This window comes from Mycolicibacterium brumae, from assembly GCF_025215495.1.
Classification (GTDB): Bacteria; Actinomycetota; Actinomycetes; order Mycobacteriales; family Mycobacteriaceae; genus Mycobacterium; species Mycobacterium brumae.
The window spans coordinates 162,664-179,236 of sequence record NZ_CP104302.1 but is presented as its reverse complement, the minus strand read 5'-3'; the positions used below and the strand labels follow the sequence as shown (position 1 = coordinate 179,236).

Annotated in this window: 21 protein-coding genes and 1 tRNA gene; 7 read left to right on the top strand and 15 right to left on the bottom strand. The window is 68.9% G+C overall.

The features are described from left to right. Positions 1-103: 103 nt before the first annotated feature. The 10 genes from L2Z93_RS00885 to L2Z93_RS00840 all read right to left on the bottom strand — a co-directional run bounded on the left by L2Z93_RS00885 (position 104) and on the right by L2Z93_RS00840 (position 7,118). A complete protein-coding gene (locus L2Z93_RS00885; RefSeq protein ID WP_306439064.1) occupies positions 104-622 on the bottom strand; it encodes a hypothetical protein in 519 nt (172 codons plus the stop codon). After that, the gene (locus L2Z93_RS00880) at positions 615-794 is read right to left on the bottom strand and encodes a hypothetical protein (protein WP_090587064.1); all 180 of its coding nucleotides are present in this window, start codon (positions 792-794) and stop codon (positions 615-617) included. The genes L2Z93_RS00885 and L2Z93_RS00880 overlap by 8 nt, the downstream gene beginning before the upstream one ends. After that, entirely contained in the window at positions 794-2,104 is a 1,311-nt protein-coding gene (locus tag L2Z93_RS00875) for a phage portal protein (protein WP_234786047.1), read from the bottom strand. The genes L2Z93_RS00880 and L2Z93_RS00875 overlap by 1 nt, the downstream gene beginning before the upstream one ends. Next, positions 2,101-3,555, bottom strand: coding sequence for a terminase large subunit domain-containing protein (locus L2Z93_RS00870; protein ID WP_090587066.1), 1,455 nt, complete (start codon positions 3,553-3,555; stop codon positions 2,101-2,103). The genes L2Z93_RS00875 and L2Z93_RS00870 overlap by 4 nt, the downstream gene beginning before the upstream one ends. A gap of 373 nt (positions 3,556-3,928) precedes the next feature. Beyond that, complete coding sequence (locus L2Z93_RS00865; protein WP_090587068.1) at positions 3,929-4,480, bottom strand: hypothetical protein; 552 nt, start codon at positions 4,478-4,480, stop codon at positions 3,929-3,931. Next, positions 4,477-5,859, bottom strand: a complete 1,383-nt coding sequence (locus tag L2Z93_RS00860; protein WP_193438886.1) for a YfjI family protein — start codon at positions 5,857-5,859, stop codon at positions 4,477-4,479. Before L2Z93_RS00860 ends, L2Z93_RS00865 begins: the two co-directional genes overlap by 4 nt. Continuing rightward, positions 5,856-6,191: a DUF2742 domain-containing protein gene (locus L2Z93_RS00855; RefSeq protein ID WP_234786042.1), complete on the bottom strand. Its 336-nt coding sequence runs from the start codon at positions 6,189-6,191 to the stop codon at positions 5,856-5,858. The genes L2Z93_RS00860 and L2Z93_RS00855 overlap by 4 nt, the downstream gene beginning before the upstream one ends. Continuing rightward, positions 6,188-6,517, bottom strand: coding sequence for a hypothetical protein (locus L2Z93_RS00850; protein WP_090587074.1), 330 nt, complete (start codon positions 6,515-6,517; stop codon positions 6,188-6,190). Before L2Z93_RS00850 ends, L2Z93_RS00855 begins: the two co-directional genes overlap by 4 nt. Further along, complete coding sequence (locus tag L2Z93_RS00845) at positions 6,514-6,804, bottom strand: hypothetical protein (RefSeq protein WP_090587077.1); 291 nt, start codon at positions 6,802-6,804, stop codon at positions 6,514-6,516. The genes L2Z93_RS00850 and L2Z93_RS00845 overlap by 4 nt, the downstream gene beginning before the upstream one ends. 89 nt (positions 6,805-6,893) lie before the next feature. Continuing rightward, positions 6,894-7,118 carry a helix-turn-helix transcriptional regulator gene (locus L2Z93_RS00840; protein ID WP_090587079.1) on the bottom strand — a complete coding sequence of 75 codons (225 nt, stop codon included), beginning with the start codon at positions 7,116-7,118 and terminating at the stop codon, positions 6,894-6,896. A gap of 125 nt (positions 7,119-7,243) precedes the next feature. On the opposite strand from L2Z93_RS00840, the gene L2Z93_RS00835 reads away from it, so the two are divergent. Both L2Z93_RS00835 and L2Z93_RS00830 read left to right on the top strand, forming a co-directional pair. Further along, positions 7,244-7,792: a helix-turn-helix domain-containing protein gene (locus tag L2Z93_RS00835; protein ID WP_090587081.1), complete on the top strand. Its 549-nt coding sequence runs from the start codon at positions 7,244-7,246 to the stop codon at positions 7,790-7,792. Further along, positions 7,779-8,906, top strand: a complete 1,128-nt coding sequence (locus L2Z93_RS00830) for a tyrosine-type recombinase/integrase (protein WP_099541289.1) — start codon at positions 7,779-7,781, stop codon at positions 8,904-8,906. The genes L2Z93_RS00835 and L2Z93_RS00830 overlap by 14 nt, the downstream gene beginning before the upstream one ends. A gap of 58 nt (positions 8,907-8,964) precedes the next feature. Here the strand turns inward: L2Z93_RS00830 and L2Z93_RS00825 are convergent. The 3 genes from L2Z93_RS00825 to L2Z93_RS00815 form a co-directional block, all read right to left on the bottom strand. Then, positions 8,965-9,055 (bottom strand) — tRNA-Ser (locus L2Z93_RS00825). A gap of 33 nt (positions 9,056-9,088) precedes the next feature. Further along, the gene (locus L2Z93_RS00820) at positions 9,089-9,544 is read right to left on the bottom strand and encodes a nucleoside deaminase (protein ID WP_090587084.1); all 456 of its coding nucleotides are present in this window, start codon (positions 9,542-9,544) and stop codon (positions 9,089-9,091) included. 10 nt (positions 9,545-9,554) lie between these two features. Continuing rightward, positions 9,555-10,034 (bottom strand): tRNA adenosine deaminase-associated protein, encoded by a 480-nt coding sequence (locus L2Z93_RS00815; RefSeq protein ID WP_090587089.1) that lies wholly within the window; start codon positions 10,032-10,034, stop codon positions 9,555-9,557. Positions 10,035-10,146: 112 nt separating this feature from the next. On the opposite strand from L2Z93_RS00815, the gene L2Z93_RS00810 reads away from it, so the two are divergent. After that, on the top strand, positions 10,147-11,091 hold the full coding sequence (locus tag L2Z93_RS00810; RefSeq protein ID WP_234786048.1) for a prephenate dehydrogenase: 945 nt from the start codon (positions 10,147-10,149) through the stop codon (positions 11,089-11,091). On the opposite strand, the gene L2Z93_RS00805 is transcribed toward L2Z93_RS00810, so the two are convergent. Then, positions 11,054-11,653 carry a putative glycolipid-binding domain-containing protein gene (locus L2Z93_RS00805; protein WP_090587094.1) on the bottom strand — a complete coding sequence of 200 codons (600 nt, stop codon included), beginning with the start codon at positions 11,651-11,653 and terminating at the stop codon, positions 11,054-11,056. The genes L2Z93_RS00810 and L2Z93_RS00805 overlap by 38 nt on opposite strands. Before the next feature lie 96 nt (positions 11,654-11,749). Between L2Z93_RS00805 and L2Z93_RS00800 the strand changes: the two genes are divergently transcribed. Further along, positions 11,750-12,073 (top strand): LapA family protein, encoded by a 324-nt coding sequence (locus L2Z93_RS00800; RefSeq protein ID WP_306439065.1) that lies wholly within the window; start codon positions 11,750-11,752, stop codon positions 12,071-12,073. A 9-nt stretch (positions 12,074-12,082) separates the two neighbouring features. On the opposite strand, the gene L2Z93_RS00795 is transcribed toward L2Z93_RS00800, so the two are convergent. Next, positions 12,083-12,700 carry a TetR/AcrR family transcriptional regulator gene (locus L2Z93_RS00795; protein WP_162561878.1) on the bottom strand — a complete coding sequence of 206 codons (618 nt, stop codon included), beginning with the start codon at positions 12,698-12,700 and terminating at the stop codon, positions 12,083-12,085. A gap of 60 nt (positions 12,701-12,760) precedes the next feature. Between L2Z93_RS00795 and L2Z93_RS00790 the strand changes: the two genes are divergently transcribed. Genes L2Z93_RS00790 through L2Z93_RS00780 form a run of 3 tightly spaced genes read left to right on the top strand, consistent with a single transcriptional unit; the run spans position 12,761 to position 16,491 of the window. Further along, a complete protein-coding gene (locus L2Z93_RS00790) occupies positions 12,761-13,189 on the top strand; it encodes a DUF4873 domain-containing protein (RefSeq protein WP_109395651.1) in 429 nt (142 codons plus the stop codon). A gap of 9 nt (positions 13,190-13,198) precedes the next feature. After that, positions 13,199-14,833 carry an FAD-dependent oxidoreductase gene (locus L2Z93_RS00785; RefSeq protein ID WP_090587104.1) on the top strand — a complete coding sequence of 545 codons (1,635 nt, stop codon included), beginning with the start codon at positions 13,199-13,201 and terminating at the stop codon, positions 14,831-14,833. Further along, complete coding sequence (locus L2Z93_RS00780; protein WP_090587107.1) at positions 14,830-16,491, top strand: GMC oxidoreductase; 1,662 nt, start codon at positions 14,830-14,832, stop codon at positions 16,489-16,491. Before L2Z93_RS00785 ends, L2Z93_RS00780 begins: the two co-directional genes overlap by 4 nt. The last annotated feature ends 82 nt before the right edge of the window (positions 16,492-16,573 follow it).

The window sequence follows — 16,573 nt, the reverse complement described above, 5'->3', positions numbered from 1 at the left end:
GTTGTCCTTAGAACGGAGGGATATTCGCTGAGTCCCTCGCCGCCAGGACGCTGATGGGGCCGGTCACCAGGACCGACCCCATCATGATACCCGCCGGGGGTATCTACACCAGGCCCTTGAGCTTGCCGAGCAGGGAGAACGGTTCCCCGGAGCCGCCGCGGTTGCCCTGCCCGGCGTCCCCGACAGGCCGACGGGACGCCAGGTGCGGCTTGGCGGCGAGCAGCTCGTCGACGGCGGCGACCAGGGCGTCGGGATCGTCGAGGTGGGCCGGGTCGAACTCGAGGTCGGACGGATCAGCCAATCGGCCGGTGGCCCTGACCAACTCGGTATGCAGGCGGTGGGCGAGCTGGTCGGCCCGCTGGGCGCGGGTGCGGTACTTGCCGTTTTCCTTGCGGAGCTGCTCAACAAACTCCCGCGGGAAGGTCTCGGCCTCGACGCTATTGGGAGCTTCGAGTGGCTGGGGCGCATGTCCCGGACCCACATGCTGGCCGCCCAGAATCGGAGAAGGCGATGATATCGACTTCTCCCCAACAGCGGCCGCGGTGTTGTTGTCGGACCCGTCAATAACCTCGGGGACCTCGGTGGACGTGTCTTCGATTGTCTCGGTGGTGTTTTCACTCATGGGTTTCTCCTGACTTGATGGTTTCTACTACATCGGCCAATTTGGTGGCCAGGCCGATCGCCTCGGCCTGGGACATTGCGAAGGTCAGCCCGAGGACCCGCAGCAGCACGCGGCCGGGGTCATCAGACCTGGTGGTCACGCTGTAGTTGGGTTCGCAGCTCCGCAGGCGCATCAGTACACCTCCTGCAGCGGGTCGCCGACGACCTTGCGGATCTCGTCCTCGGCATAGCCGAGCTTGGCCAGGGCGTACTCGCGGGTCAGCAGGCCAGCCTGAAACAGCTTCACCACCGCGTCGGCTTCCTGGGCGACACTGCGGGTCGCCGCATCAGCCCATTGCACGCGAATATCGTTGATGCCACCGGGATCTCGTCCGTCGCGGACGGCGATCATCAGCTTGGCGACTTGCTCCCAGGAGCGGCCGAACATGTGCTGTCGGGCCTCGGCGCGGGCGGTCAGGGATGCCTCGGCGGCCCGCAGAGCATCAGCCGAGGGCGGGGTGTCGGTGAGGGTGCCGAGGTAATGCGCCGGCAACGTGCTGACGGCCATGATCTGACTGGTGAGCACCCGCATCGCGGCCTCATACCCACCGAGGTCCGCGGCGGCCAGCTGTCCGAACTTGGCGTCGGCCTGCTCGGAGATCATCGCCCGGTTGCCTTCCGGGATCGGATTGGTCTCCCGCATCACCGGCTCACCATCGTCGAGGACCGGATCCCCGTCCTCATCAAGCACCGGTTCCTCGGTCAGCTCGATCCCGGTTGCCCAGCGTCGAGGCCGGCCAACGTACTCCGAGGTGGTCAGCATGTCGACCAAGATCTTGTTGGCCCCGTCGACCAAAGGCTTGAGGTCGTCGATCTCCGAGGTTCCCCAATCGGCCAGGATCCGATCGGAGTTCCGCAAGTTCACCAGCGGCACCGAGCCGATCGGGTTCGGGATCTCGTCGACGATCTTGAATCCCGTTGCCACCGCGCCGGTCTGCTCGGCCCGCAGCCGCACCAACCTGTCCGGCAGATACAGGATCGCGTGAGTCTGGTTGGCGGCCTGATCTTCCCAGCGTTTGATCCCGGCGATGATCTCGCGGGTGCCCGGGTCGGTGAGGACCGACACCTGGCGCGCCGACTCGACACTCACCAGCGGCCGGCCAGACCGGTCGGCCCACACGATGACGAAGCTGTCACCGAGCAGCAGGGCCTCCCGGTGCGCGACACCGCTGGTCTGATCGAGGTCGTTGCGGATCCAATCCGACCAGAGCCGGCCGTCCCCGGAGAATCCGGTGATCCGCAGCCGCTCGGCCAGGGCGGTCACCGCCAACCGTGGGACATTGCTTGCCATGACGCCGAACCTGTTGCCCAGAGCCGTTTTCGCCTCCGGGGACAGGAACGCCAACGGCTGCTTGCCCTGGTAGTAGCGATCAAGGTCGGCGTAGCGGCCGGCGGGTTCGTTGAGCCGCTGCAGCAGCCGGATCAACAGGTCATCTTGTGTCAACACGCGAAACTCCTAGTCCTGCGGCCTTTTTGGGTTTTGTGGTGCGCTGCGCGGTCGTAGGCCACGATGGCGGCCACAGCAGCGTCGATCTTCCGCGGCGAACCGCGCTTGTCCTTGCTGACGAGATCCCCCTGCGGGGTCCGCTTCGCCGTGCAATGCGCGACGTGAGCAGCCAGGCGCGAATCCCCGTCGTGAGTCACCGCATTGGTGACCACGGCCTGATACAGCCGATCGGTGGCCGGTGCCATGCGGCCGGCGTGGGCGGTGTTGTATTCCAGCACCCGGCGCTCACCGTGACGCTTGGCCCACGCCTCGATCTCCGAACGCCAACCCCACGGATCACACGCCAGCTCGGCGACGTCGTAGCGGGCGAACGCGGCATCGACAGCCCGGTCGACGTCCTCGCGCGGCACACGCCAGCGCGGATCCTTCGGGTTCTCCCACAGGCCCTCGATCCACAGGTGCCCGTCGAGCGTGCAACCCACCAGAGCCGTCGAGTCCCCGGAGGCGGATCCGTCGAACGCCAGCACCACCCGCTCCCGCGGGCGAACCTTCCGGCGAGCCTGGCAGGCGTCCCACGCTCCGAACGGCAACCACGCCTCAGCACCCGTAACCCACTGACCGAGACGCAGCTGGCGAAACACCGGCTCCCGCAACGTCTGACGCGCAGCCTCGATCCCATCCTCGGCCAGGAACGGCTCATCACACGCCAACGCCGGATTGGCCTCACGCCACGCATCCCGATCAGCGGTGTCACACCCATCAGGGGCGCAGAACTCCCGCAGGAAGAACGCCGGATCTTCCCCGGCGCGGCCATGCTCGACGAGACGCCACATCACCGAATCCGGCGAGCTGGCCGGCGTGCTGATCGCCAAGGTCAGCGACTCCGGGCGCTTACCCGACATCGACGTCACGGCCTCCCACACGGCCTCGGTCACCACATGCAGCTCGTCGACGATCAACAGACTCGGATCGTGACCATGCAGTGCACCCGGCTCAGCCGGCAACGGCAACAGCAACCCGTCGTTCTCAGGCAGCACGATCCGATCGGCGTAAATGTGGCACCGCTCAGCAAGCTCCGGGTTCAGCTCGATCATGCGCTTGGCCATCCTGAGCGTGATTCCAGCCTGGCGAGCGTCCGAGGCGACCACCAGCACCTCGGCGCTCGGCGGCCCCACGAACAACTCAGCAACCGCCAACATCGACGCCAAACCCGTCTTGCCGTTCGCCCGCGCCATCGACACCAGACCAGTACGGACACCAGGGGAAAACGCGCCGAGGATGATCTCCCGCTGAAACTCCCGCAGCCGCACCGGCTCCCCCGCACCAACACCCTTCGGCACCACCAGGTGCTCGGCGATGAAAGCCAGCCGACGCTCAGCACGACCATCAGGCAACCCGGACAGATCCAACGGATCAGCCGTCACGATGCCCTTCGCGCCGCCCTTCACGATCCCTCACTAAAACTTTGCCTGGCCGGGGGGTCTGGTTTGGCCCGGCTGGGGGTATCCCCCCTGGTGGCTGTGTGCCCGCGTGCGGCTCCGGCGGCGCGGTTGCATGGTCCGCATAGGACTTGGACGTCGGCGAGCCGTATGGCCTTCCCAGCGGCCTTGCGTGCCCATGCCTCGGCAGAGTGGTCGCATTGCAGATCGTTGACCGATCCGCAGCGACTGCAGAACGGCTGCAGTCGGCGGGCGCGCTTGGACAGCTTTTGCCATTGCCAGTCGTAGCCGCGGTCGGCGGCCGGGGCCTTGTGGTCGTGGGTGTGTTCGTCGCAGCGGGGTCCGGCACAGGGTTCTCCGCAGTCGAGGCAGGTGGTCAGCGTCATTGGCCGGTCTCCCGTCCGCTGCTGAGGATCTCGGCGACGGTGGCGTCGAGCCAGCGGATGCCGGCGTGGGAGGACAGTTCGGGGAGCGCGTGGTCGAACACGTCGAGGATGTTGATCATCAGTTGTGTGCCTCGGCCTTGGGCGCGGACCTTGGTCAGCACTTCGTTGATGGCGGCTATGTCGCCGGTGCCGTGGCCCTCGACGACGGCGATGGCGTTGAGCAGATCCTGGCCGATCTCGTCGACGGGATCGAACTCGCCGAGCGCGTGGATCCCTTCGGCGAAGAAGTCGAGCCCGACCTGGTTGCGTGTCTGGGTGACGAACTGGGCGTGCAGATCGAGGACGGCGGCCAGCAGGGCGGTGGCGCGGTCGGTGTCGACGGTCTCGCGGATGACCTCGACTTGGCCGGCGGTGTTGCTTGTCAGGTGATGCTTGATCAAGACGGCGGCCAGTCGGATATCGCGGGGTTGGACGTGATCGGGGTTGGTCATGGTGTTCTCCTTACGGGTCCAGATCTGGGGGTCGGGGAAGATGACGCGGCGGCTCACGATGCGGCCTCGCCTGTTTGCTGGGATGCGCTGTACTTGCCGCGGGTGCGTTGCCGGGCCGGCCGATTCTTGCGTTGCGGCATATCGCCAGGCTTAGGGACACGTGTCCCTGTGGGACACGTGTCATTACCGCTGGTAGATACCTGTTTTTGAAGCGTGTCCCTGTGGTACACGTGTCCCTTCCGGTTCCCTAACATTGCTGGGGAAACGCGGATTTCGCCCCGATCGAGAAGGTCGGCGAGAGCCGGGTCGAGGTAGTCCCGAATATCCATTTTGAGCACGCGGCTGAGCTGTGCGCGTGTTTGCTGGCCACGGTTGTCGATCCTCCGCAGGATCGCATCCCGCGCCCGCTGGGCCTTGCGCTCGGCGGCGATCTCGTCGCGCTCCACCGAGGCCAAGGCGCGAGCGGTGTTGACCCTGCGGGACTGCTCGTCGAGGGCACGCTGGCACCTGGCGCGGGTGTGATCGCTGACCGCCATGACGATGCCGGCCAGCGCCCAGTCCTCGTCACCGATAACGGTTCGCCCGTCGAGGGCCATCAACGCGGCGGCGATCTTGAGTCGGGTCAACAGGCTGTGCCCGTTGAGCGGATCGACGGTCGGATCTTCGCGCAGGACGGCCAGGCGGTGGGCCCGGATCTCGGCGCGGGCGACGTCCGGCACGATCAGATCGACGTGCCCACCGACGCGGCGCAGCCACGCGGGGCGGCTGACCTTGACGGTGCCCGGATCTTCCGGCGCCTCATCGGGGGCGTCGGGGTCACTGGTGGGCAGCCAGGCGAACCGCTGCGGGAGTCCTCCCCCGGACGCCGAGAGCAACGTCTGCGACTGGGCGGGCTGCACTCCCACGATCAGGCAGGCCCGGTAGCTTCCGGCGGCGACGACGTTGCGCGTGTCCTTGCCGGCGTTGGCGAAGCCGAGCTGTTCGCCGCTGTAGACCTTCCGCAGTTCCGCGGACAGGGTGGCGCCGGATCGGCTGGCGAGTGCCGCCACGGTGTCGATCTCGGGCGCGGAGAAGACGGCGGTGGTTACCGGGTTGGGATCGTCGGCCTTGGTGCCGGTGGGCCGGTAGGTCCGGGCGATGCCTTCACCCGATCCGAGGGGCACCACGTCGATCTCGTCGCCGGTGAACTTGAATCCTGCTCGGGCTGCGGCCTCGGCGGCACCCTTGCCTCCCCCACTGGGGCCGGTGAGTGCAATGAACAGGTTGAGGCTCATCCGGCCGCCGACGATGCCGGGCAGGCCGATCTCCGGGGGGATCGTGGCGACGGCGTTGGCCATCGCCGCTCCGAGCACCGCCCAAGGTCCGGCGCCGCGGGCGCGGGCGACGTTGCGGGCGTGGGTGAGGACCGGGCGCGCGGTCCAGAACTCGTCGCTCATGCCGAGATCCGTTCGATGTAGGAGTCGGGGCGGGGGCGGCCGACGCGCGACCAGTCGGTCGACGCCGACACGGCGCGGGATGCCTCGGCGCGAGCGGCCTGGGCGAGATCGACGCGCAGCGCGTGATGGACACCGGCGGCCAGGACGGCGGCGAGCTTGTCCGGGTGATCGTCGGGCAGCTCGCACCATGCCGGGGTGCCAGCGGTCAGGACGCGGGTCGGGTCGACGCCGAGGTCGGCGACGAAGCGCAGCACCTCGGCGAACGCGACTTGGTTGGACGCCGGGAGGCCGGCCCCGAGGTGGGGCCGGCTCCGGTTGGCAGCGGCGTTCACCGACCGATCTCCCGGTAAGCGGTGTGCCGGCGGATCGCGGTGTCGAGCAGGTTGCGGACGCGCTCGGCTTCCTCGACTGTCAGCCACGCCTCCACGCCGTCGCCTTCGCCGTTCTGATCGCTGTAGAGGCCGAGCATGAGTTCGTCGGGCTGACGGTGTCGGTCGTCGATCTCGACATAGATGCTCAGGTAGCGGGTCCGGTGGGGGATGGCCGTCGGCAGGCACCCGGATACGTGCGTCTCCCCCTTCCAGGTGTGGGCGCTGAAGCTCTCACACTGGTGCGATGTGCAGCCGTCGAGTCCGCAGCGGATCGTGTTGTCGCTCACTTGGTCACCTCGGCGGCGGTGATGCGCTGGGCGGCCTTGTCGATCAGTCGGGCGGCGGCGAGCAGGTGAGCCCGTGCGGTGACGACGTCGATGCTGGCGAGCAGCGGTGCGTCGTCCATGCGCTTGAGGGCCTCGGTCAGCTCGTCGGCTCCGCGGGTGGCGTCGGTGTAGGCGTCGGCAAGGTGACCATCGACGTCGAGGGCCAGGCATCCGGCGGCGTGGGCTCCGATGCCTCCGCAGCAGGTGCGGGTGCGGGAGTCGACCGGGTGGTCGGTGTTGGTTAGCATGGCGGTTGAACTTCCTTTCAGCCGATTGGATTTGTTCGTTGCCTCCGCAGGTGTTCCAGCACCGGCGGGGGCGTTTTCTTTGGTGGGCATCACGCCGCCCCCTTGGGGTGGTCGTCGGTGCGGGTCATCGTGTTGGCGTCGAGGTACGCCAGGACGTCGGCCCAGCGGTAGATCACCTTGCGCTTGCCGACCCTGACGAACTTCGGGCCGTTGCCCTTGTAGCGGAGTTGCGCGAGACCCATCTCGCTTGTTCGCAGGTACTCGGCGACCTCCTTGCTGGTCGCGGTGTCCAGCCCGTTGGGCGTATCCGCCATGTTCACCTCCTTTCGAGTCCGAATTGCATCAGATTTGATGTAACTCACTCACTAGAGTGCATCAGCAGCGAAGCTGAGTCAAGTCCGTAGGCGTATTACCTCAAAATTGAGTGCATACTGTCCTCATGGCAGGCGATCAGGGTGGCAGCAAGCCCGAGAAGAAGGCACCGCGCCTCGGCGCGACCGGCGATGCGGTGCGCCGCAACGTTCGGCGTCTGCGGGACGCACAGGGCCTGTCCGCAGCAGACGTGTCAAAGCGTCTAGACACCCTCGGCCGACCGATCCCCTTGGTCGGTATTCAGCGGATCGAGTCAGGAGAACGCAGGCCAGACGCCGACGATCTGGTGGCCTTGGCGGTCGTGCTGGGGGTGTCTCCGTCGACGCTGTTGATGCCCTCCGGGGTGGCCGCGGAAGATGTTGTGTCAGCGAGCAGCATCGAAGTCGAGGCCGCACTCTTGTGGGATTGGCTGATCGCCCGCCGGCCACTACCCGACGAGTCCGGCCCGCTCCTGTACGAGCGCGCGGCGATCCGGTTCTTTGATCGGGCGTTGCCGCCGTGGGAGTCCATCACGATCGAGGCCGGGGTGCTGGGCAGCGGGGAGCCCTCGGAGTTCATGAAGCGCACGTTGCTGCGGAAGTTCTACCCGGACGGGGTGCCTGATGGCGACGATTGATTCCTACGAGACCAAGAGTGGCCAGACCCGTTACCGGGTGCGCTACCGGAAGCCGGATCGCAAGCAGACCGACAAGCGCGGATTCAAGCGGAAGCGGGACGCCGAGGCGTTCGCCGCGACCGTCGAGGTCCGCAAGATGACGGGTGAGTTCGTCGCCGAGACGGCCGGGTGGGTCACCGTCGCCGAGCTGGCCCCGGATTGGCTGGCCCGCAAGGAATCAGCGACCGCCAAGTCGAACTACCGAATGACGGAATCGGCGTGGCGCGTCCATGTGAAACCGGCCTGGGGGTCGACGCGGGTCGCCGACATTGATCCGCTGGCCGTCGAGGCGTGGGTCGCCAAGATGGGCAAGGACGGCAAGGGCACCACAACGATCCTGCGCGCGCACGGCGTCCTGGCGGGCATCCTCGACGACGCTGTGCGATCGAGGCCGAAGCGGTTGGCGTCGAACCCTGCACGCGGAATCGAGGGCCTGCCGAAGAAGGTCCGCGGCCGCCACATCTACCTCACCGCCGATGATGTGCACCGGCTGGCCGCCGAGTCCGGCGATCACCGCGCCCTGGTCTACGTCCTGGCGCTGTGCGGCACCCGCTGGGGCGAGACGATCGCGCTGCGGGTGCGCGACGTCCAGTTCCTCAAACGCAGGCTGACCGTCGCAGACAACGCGGTGCAGCTCGGATCGGATCACGCGGTCGGGCTGACCAAGGGCCGGGTGATCCGTGAGGTTCCGGTGCCGGGGTTCGTCCTCGATGAGCTGGCCCCGCTGTGCAAGGGCAAGCGGCCCGAGGATCTGGTGTTCCCCGGTCCCGGCGGGAAGTACCTTCCGCGGCCGAAGTCGAAAGACGGGTGGTTCTCTGGGGCGGTGAAGCGGGCCAAGGTGCAGAAGATCACGCCGCACGATCTCCGGCACACCGCGGCGAGCTTGGCGGTGTCGGCCGGGGTGAACGTCCTGGCGTTGCAGCGGATGCTCGGGCACAAGAGCGCGAAGGTCACCTTGGACACTTACGCGGACCTGTTCGACGACGATCTCGACGCCGTGGCCGTCACTCTGCATGCCAAGTATTCGCCAGCAGATAGCCGGGATTGTGGGCAAAGTGTGGGCACCGGGGCCTGAGTCGAACGTCTAAGCGATGCAAAAACCGCCCTGACCTGCATCAGCAGGCGGGCGGTTCTGGCGGTGGCGGAGGGATTTGAACCCTCGGTGGGGGGTTACCCCACACACGCTTTCGAGGCGTGCTCCTTAGGCCGCTCGGACACGCCACCGTGTGGCAGTCTACCGGGCGCCCGGCGCGCGCCCTAATCGCGGCGGTGGCCGGCGAAAAAGTCCCGCAGCGGCGCCGCGCATTCGTCGGCCAGCACCCCGCCGCGGACCTGCGGGCGGTGGCTGAGCCGACGGTCGCGCACCACGTCCCACAGCGAGCCGACGGCGCCGGTCTTGGGTTCCCAGGCGCCGAACACCAGCCGCGACACCCGCGCGGCGACCAGCGCCCCGGCGCACATGACGCACGGTTCCACGGTGACCGCCAGCGTCGCGCCCTCCAGCCGCCAGCCGTCGCCCACCACCGCCGCGCCCGCCCGCAACGCCAGGATCTCGGCGTGCGCGGTGGGGTCGCCGAGGCGTTCCCGGGCATTGGCCGCCCGGGCCAGTTCCACCCCGTCGGCGCCGATCAGCACCGCCCCGATCGGCACGTCGTCGGCGCCGGCGGCCGCCGCGGCCGCAAGCGCCGCCCGGATCAGGGCCTCGTCGTCCACGTCGGGCGGGTCAGGAGTCCAGGATGGCGGCGAACTCGTCGTCGAAGCCCATCTCCTGCGCGATCCGCATCAACTGCTCGTCGGCGTACAGATCGGTGTCGGCGAGGATGACACCCAGCACCCCGGCGGGCAGCCCGAGGTCGGCCAGCACCCCCAGGTCGCCCTCGGCGAACGGCTCGGCGTCCTCCAACTCGTCGTCGTCGATATCGGCGTCGAGGCGTTCCAGCACCTCGGCGGCCAGGTCGTAGTCCAGCGCGGCGGTGGCGTCGGAGAGCAGCAGCCGGGCGCCGCCCGGGCCGGGCCGCACGATGACGAAGAACTCGTGATCGATGTCGACCAGCCCGAACACCGCGCCCGCGGCCCGGAGTTCGCGCAGCGCGGTCTCGAAGTCGGCCAGGCCGCCCAGCGCCCGATCGGCCACGGTGGTGCAGCGCCATTTGCCGTCGACCTGCACCACGGAGACCCCATGGCTGTCCGGCTGTGTACCCATGGGCGCCAACGGTAGTCCGCGGCCCGCCCCTTCACCAGACGGATCGGAATCTGCGGCCATTCCCCGGATGTGCCAACCTTGGGTCGTGTCGAACACCGCGAAACGGCCCCCGATCTGTGTCCTCGGCCTCGGCCTGATCGGCGGCTCGCTGTTGCGGGCCGCCGCGGCCGCCGGCTACCCGGTGTACGGCTACAACCGCAGCGTGGAGGGGGCCCGCGCGGCGACCGCCGACGGCTACGACGCCGGCACCGACCTGGCCGTGGCGCTGACCCGCGCCGCCGAGCAGGACGCGCTGATCGTGGTCGCGGTGCCGATGCCTGCGCTGGCTCACATCCTGGACCGGGTCGCCGAAATCGCGCCGGACTGCGCGCTGACCGATGTCACCAGTGTCAAGGGCGCCGTGCTCGACGCGGTGACCGACGCCGGCCTGCGGGCCCGGTTCGTCGGTGGGCATCCGATGACCGGCACCGCGCACTCGGGCTGGCAGGCCGGCAGTGTGTCGCTGTTCCAGGGCGCGCCGTGGGTGCTGGCCGTCGACGACGGAGTGGACCCGCAGGTGTGGATGACGGTGATGCGGCTGGCGCTGGACTGCGGCGCGGTGGTGGTGCCGGCCCGCTCCGACGAGCACGACGCGGCCGCCGCGGCGATCTCCCACCTGCCGCACCTGCTGGCCGAGGCGCTGTCGCAGACCGCGGCGGAGGTCCCGCTGGCGTTCGCGTTGGCCGCCGGATCGTTCCGGGACGGCACCCGGGTGGCGGGCACCGCGCCGGAACTGGTCCGCGCCATGTGCGAGGCGAACGCCACCGATCTGCTGACGGCGCTGGACCGCGCCCTGGATCTGCTGATCCGCGCCCGCCAGGGGCTGGCCACGCATCGCTCGGTGGCCGAGCTGGTCGAGGCGGGCCATGCCGCCCGGGTGCGCTACGACAGTTTCCCGCGGCCGGATCTGGTCAACGTGACCGTCGGCGAGCCGGGGTGGCGTGACGGCCTGGCCGCGGCCGGGCGGGCCGGGGCGGTGATCAGATCCGCTCTGCCAGGCCCGGATAGTCTTGGATGAAGCCGTCGCCGTCGACGGTGATCCGGGTGTCGCCCAGCGGCGACGACAGGTCGATGTTCCCGTCGCCGAGCGAGGTGTAGCTCAGCGTCGCCGGCTTGACCTCCATATCGGGCAGCCAGACGTACACGATCGGCAGGATCAGGGTGTCCTTGCGCTGGTGCAGCGCGGTCCGGCGGATCGGCAGCGCGTTGAAGAACGGGCTGAACACCACGTCGACGTCCAGCGCTCCGTCGTAGGCGAGCCGCGAGATCTGCCCGGCCGGGGTCTGCACCAGCCACATGTTCTCTTCGTCGCGGGCAATGGACAGCTGGCGTTCGCGTTCGGCCAGCGTCACCGTCATCGACAACCGTTTGGTCGCCCCGGATTCATCGGTGACCAGGTCATAGGACGCGGAGAACGCCGGCGCGGTGTCGGTCGCGGCGGACACGATCCGGCCGTAGGCCTTGAGCCGGCTGCCTGACAGCTGCACCCGCACCGACTCCATCCGCCGGTCGTTGTGGCCACGCCAGGTGAGGATCGCCGGCCAGTTGTCGTGGTGCTCGTCATTCGGGGCTGCGCTCACCGTTCTACCGTAAGGGAAGGACCACCTTCTTTGTGTGGGGTGCCCGATATTGCGTCGGCGACTTTTCCCTCCGCCGATCCGTGCACAATGGCTGCCATGAGCAGTGAGCAGCCCGACCCGGTCGCCGACGTGCACACTCCGGGGACGCCCCCGCCACCGCAGGAGACGAAGTTCACCCGGGCGGCCGCCCTGTGGGGCGCGCTGATCATGGGCTTCCTGATCCTGATCGTGTTGCTGATCTTCATCGCGCAGAACACCGAGCCGACGCCGTTCCACTTCCTCGGCTGGCGCTGGCAGCTGCCGCTGGGGGTGGCGACGCTGTTCGCGGCCATCGCCGGCGGGCTGATCACCGTCGCGGTCGGCGCGGTGCGGATCTTCCAGCTGCGCCGGGTCGCCAAGCGCAACCTCAAGCTGCACTAAACCGCCCGGTCAGCTCGGCACGTCGACCGCACCGTCGGCGATCATGGCGCGCAGCACCGGCACCAGGAAGTTGCGCGCGTAGTTCTCCGGGCCGTCGGGGGCGTCGATGCCGAGCACCCCGCCCGGCGTCAGCACCAGGGAGTGGATGGCACGGGCGATGTGCTCGGCAAACGCGGGCTGCATCGATTCCGGAAGGTTTTCGCCCCGCAGCAACGACTCGATGAAGTCGCGGGACCGGTCCATCGCGGGGCTGTGCGGTCCCATGAAGTAGGGCCGGATGACGTCCGGATTGGTGCGCAGGACGGTCTGCAGCGCGCGATGATCGCGGAGTTCGCGGTATCCGGCCGCGAATCCGCGCACCAACCGCACCTCGGGGTCGTCGAACGGTTCGACGGCCGCGGTCACCCGTTCGAAGTAGCGGGCCAACTCGCGTTCCACCGCGGCTTTGACGACCGCGTCGCGCCCCGGGAAATGCAGATACAACGTCGCGCGCCCGATCCGGCCGGCGCGGGCGATCTCGTCCATGGAGAGCTTGTGCAGGCCGGTGGCCTCGGCGACCCGGAGCACCGCGTCCAGGATCCGGGACGACGTGTTGCCGCCGCCCGGAACCGCTGCCTGCGCACTCATATCGGACATCCTAGCGAGGTAGACAATTAGGCGATTTCCGTCTAGCGTTCCACGCACTGTATCGCCCGTCACACCTGGAGGCCACGCGATGACCAGCCTGTCCACGCCCCCGAGCTACGAGGTCAAGCGCCAGCAGACTACCGGTTCACCGACGCCCACGACCGCGAGGAACAGGAGGACGACGAGGACTACCACGGTCCCGCCGTGCTCACCACCGCCGACGGCTCCGCGTTCCAGGTCGACATCCACGTCATCGGCGTCTACCAACCGACCGAGAACACCGTGCGCTGGTACGGCCGGGTGGCCCCGTCAAAGGCGCAGAAGCAGGCGCACCAGACGCTGAACCAGCCGGTGACCATCCAGGTCGACGGCAATGCCCCGGTGCCCGCGCTGCTCACCGACCACGACCCGTGGTGCGGTTCGCAGATCACCGGCGCCGGCGACGCCCCGTACGTCATTCCGCTGGTCGACGAGCTCGCCGACATCTAGGAGTTCCGAATGGCCTACGTCATCACCCAGAATTGCTGCAACGACGCCTCCTGCGTGGTGGTGTGCCCGGTCGGCTGCATCCACCCGCGCCCGGACGAGCCGGACTTCGGAACGGCAGAGATGCTCTACATCGACGCCAAGACCTGCATCGACTGCGGAGCCTGCGCGGACGCCTGCCCGGTGGACGCGATCTTGCCGGGCAATATCCGCACCGAGGAGACGGAGTTCTACCGGGCCGCCAGCGACGACTTCTTCGGCCACCACCCGCAGCAGCCGGACTGGGACCGCCGTTTACCGCTGCCGGTGCGCGGCGACGCCGGCGGCCTGCGGGTGGCGATCGTCGGGTCCGGGGCGGCCGGCTGGTACGCAGCCAAGGACCTGCTGCGCCACCCGGGCGTCGAGGTGCACATGTTCGACCGTGTTCCCGTCCCCGGCGGTCTGATCCGCCACGGTGTGGCGCCCGACCACCCGGACACCAAAAGCGTGATGCGCCAGTTCCGTTGGGGCCGCGAGCAGGAACAGCGTTTTTCGATGCACCTGGGCGTGGAGATCGGTGCGGACCTTACGCACGACGACCTGACACGCCACCACCACGCGGTCGTCTACGCGCACGGCGCGACCACCGAGCGACTGCTGGGAGTCCCCGGCGAACAGTTGCCGGGCGTGGTGGGCGCGCTGGGCTTCGTCGGCTGGTACAACGGCCACCCCGACAACGCCGACCTGGCGCCGGAGCTATCGGGTGAGCGGGTCGTCGTCATCGGCAACGGCAACGTCGCGCTGGACGTCGCCCGGGTGATCACCGGCGACCCGAACATGCTGGCGCACACCGACATCGCTGATCACGCACTCACCGCCCTGCGCTCCGGCGCGGTGCGTGAGGTGGTCGTGCTGGGCCGCGGCGGACCCGCTGCCGCCTCCTTCACCACCCCGGAATTGCACGGCTTGTCGCAGGTTCCCGGGCTGGATGTCATCGTCGACCCGGCGGATCTCGATGGCGCGCCCGAGACACCCAAGACCGAGCTGTTGCGTCTCATCGCCGAACGTGAGCCGACGCCCGGCAACAAGCGGATCGTGTTGCGGTTCAACGTGACCGCCGATGAGATCCTCGGCGAGGACCGGGTGACCGGCGTGCGGGTGCGCTGCGGCGACCGCGTCGAGGAGATCGACGCCTGCCTAGTGGTCCGCGCGGTCGGTTTCCTGGGCGCGCCGATGCCCGGGGTGCCGTTCGACGCCGAGCGGGCCATCATCCCCACCGTCGACGCCCGTGTCGTCGACGCCGACACGCCGCTGGCCGGGGTGTACGCCACCGGCTGGGCCCGGCGTGGCCCGCGCGGCGGCATCGGCAGCAACCGGACCTGCGCCGAGGAGACCGTGTTGGCGGTGCTCGACGACTACGCCGCCGGCCGGCTGCCCACCCCGACCGGGGGCGACATCGGCTATCTGCTGCGCGGCAAACGGGATCGTGTCGTCGACAAGGCGGGGTGGGCCGCGATCGATGAATCCGAGCGCGCCGCGGGCGCGCGGAGCGGACGCCCACGACGCAAACTCACCGACGCCCAGGAGATGCTCGGGGCGGCTAGCTCCGGCCGCCGACGGCTGCCGCTGTGGCCGCTGCGTCATCAGATGGTTCCGGCGAAACATTGACCGCGTTCGACTACGACGTCCTGGTCATCGGGTCCGGGTTCGGCGGCAGCGTCAGCGCGCTGCGGCTGACCGAGAAGGGCTACCGCGTCGGCGTCATCGAGGCCGGCAGGCGCTGGGACCCGCAAGACCTGCCGAAGTCCAACTGGAACGTCCGCAAGGCGATCTGGGCGCCGCGACTGGGCTGCGTCGGCCCGCAGCGCCTGACGGTGTTGGGCAAATGCCTGGTGGCCAGTGGCGCGGCGGTCGGCGGCGGGTCGATCATCTACGGCAACACCCTCTACGAGCCGCTGCCGGACTTCTACACCGACCGCGCCTGGGCGCATATCACCGACTGGCGCGCCGAGCTGGCCCCGTACTACGACCAGGCCAAGCGGATGCTGGGGGTGAACCCGAACCCGCGGATGACCCCCGCCGACGACGCGCTGCTCCAGGTGGCGACCGACCTCGGGGTGGCCGACACCTTCCACGCCACCAACGTCGGGGTGTTCTTCAACGAGGGCCGCGAGGGCCAGACCGTGCCGGACCCCTATTTCGGCGGGGCGGGACCGGCACGCGCCGGTTGCACGCACTGTGCCCTTTGCTTCACCGGTTGTCCCGGCAACGCCAAGAACACCACCACGCTGAACTACCTGTGGCTGGCCGAGCAGGCCGGCGCGCAGATCATTCCGATGACGACGGTGACCGCGGTGCGACCGCTGCCCGGCGGCGGCTACGGGGTGGACACCCGCCGCTCGACCGGCCCGCTGGCCCGCCGCCGGCGCACCCTGACCGCCGAGCAGGTGGTGTTCGCCGCGGCGGCGCTGGGCACCCAGAAACTGCTGCACACCATGCGCCGCGACGGGGTGCTGCCGCACCTGTCGCCGCGGCTGGGCGAACTGAGCCGCAGCAACTCCGAGGCCATCCTGGGCGCCCGCAGCCGGGACCGCACCGACATCTCCACCGGGGTGGCGATAACTTCCTCGATCCACCCGGAGCCCAACACCCACGTCGAGGTGTGCCGGTACGGCCCGGGGCAGAACGCGATCACCGTGCTGACGGTGCCGCTGGTCGACGGCGGACCGTACCGGCTGGCCCGGTTCGCGCTGGCCGCCATCCGGCACCCGCTGGTGTTCCTGCGCTCGCAGAACAACCACCGGGCGTCGGAGAAGACGGTCATCCTGCTGGTGATGCAGTCCCTGGACAACTCCCTGACCTCGTATCTGCGAGGCCGCCGGATGACCACGAAACAGGGTGTCGGGGAACCGAATCCGACCTGGATTCCGGTCGCGCATGATATCGCCCGCCGCTACGCCGACGCCATCGACGGCGATCCGGCCGGTGGGGTCAACGATGTGATGAACATTCCGGCGACCGCGCACTACATCGGCGGCGCGGTGATCGGAGCATCCGCAGCCGAGGGCGTCATCGACCCGTATCAGCGGGTGTACGGCCATCCCGGCCTGCACATCGCCGACGGGTCGGCGATCACGGCGAACCTGGGCGTCAACCCGTCGCTCACCATCACCGCGCAGGCCGAGCGGGCGATGTCGTTCTGGCCCAACAAGGGTGAGCCGGATCCCCGCCCCCCGCTCGGCGAATCCTACCGGCGCATCGATCCGGTGCCGCCGACGTCGCCCGCGGTGCCGGCCGGGGCGCCGGCCGCCCTGCGGCTGGTGTGACGGCGCCGAGCGGCCCGTGGTGTCCGCTCTGCGAGGAGGAGTCCTGGGCTTTTGCGCACATCGTCGGCCGCTCGTGCAGAAA

Coding starts and splice junctions, on each gene's coding strand:
- L2Z93_RS00835 (WP_090587081.1), top strand. CDS start 7,244: ATGGCAGGCGATCAGGGTGGCAGCAAGCCCGAGAAGAAGGCACCGCGC.
- L2Z93_RS00800 (WP_306439065.1), top strand. CDS start 11,750: ATGAGCAGTGAGCAGCCCGACCCGGTCGCCGACGTGCACACTCCGGGG.
- L2Z93_RS00860 (WP_193438886.1), bottom strand. CDS start 5,859: ATGAGCGACGAGTTCTGGACCGCGCGCCCGGTCCTCACCCACGCCCGC.
- L2Z93_RS00830 (WP_099541289.1), top strand. CDS start 7,779: ATGGCGACGATTGATTCCTACGAGACCAAGAGTGGCCAGACCCGTTAC.
- L2Z93_RS00785 (WP_090587104.1), top strand. CDS start 13,199: ATGGCCTACGTCATCACCCAGAATTGCTGCAACGACGCCTCCTGCGTG.
- L2Z93_RS00845 (WP_090587077.1), bottom strand. CDS start 6,804: ATGCTAACCAACACCGACCACCCGGTCGACTCCCGCACCCGCACCTGC.
- L2Z93_RS00840 (WP_090587079.1), bottom strand. CDS start 7,118: ATGGCGGATACGCCCAACGGGCTGGACACCGCGACCAGCAAGGAGGTC.
- L2Z93_RS00885 (WP_306439064.1), bottom strand. CDS start 622: ATGAGTGAAAACACCACCGAGACAATCGAAGACACGTCCACCGAGGTC.
- L2Z93_RS00795 (WP_162561878.1), bottom strand. CDS start 12,700: ATGAGTGCGCAGGCAGCGGTTCCGGGCGGCGGCAACACGTCGTCCCGG.
- L2Z93_RS00880 (WP_090587064.1), bottom strand. CDS start 794: ATGCGCCTGCGGAGCTGCGAACCCAACTACAGCGTGACCACCAGGTCT.
- L2Z93_RS00815 (WP_090587089.1), bottom strand. CDS start 10,034: ATGGGTACACAGCCGGACAGCCATGGGGTCTCCGTGGTGCAGGTCGAC.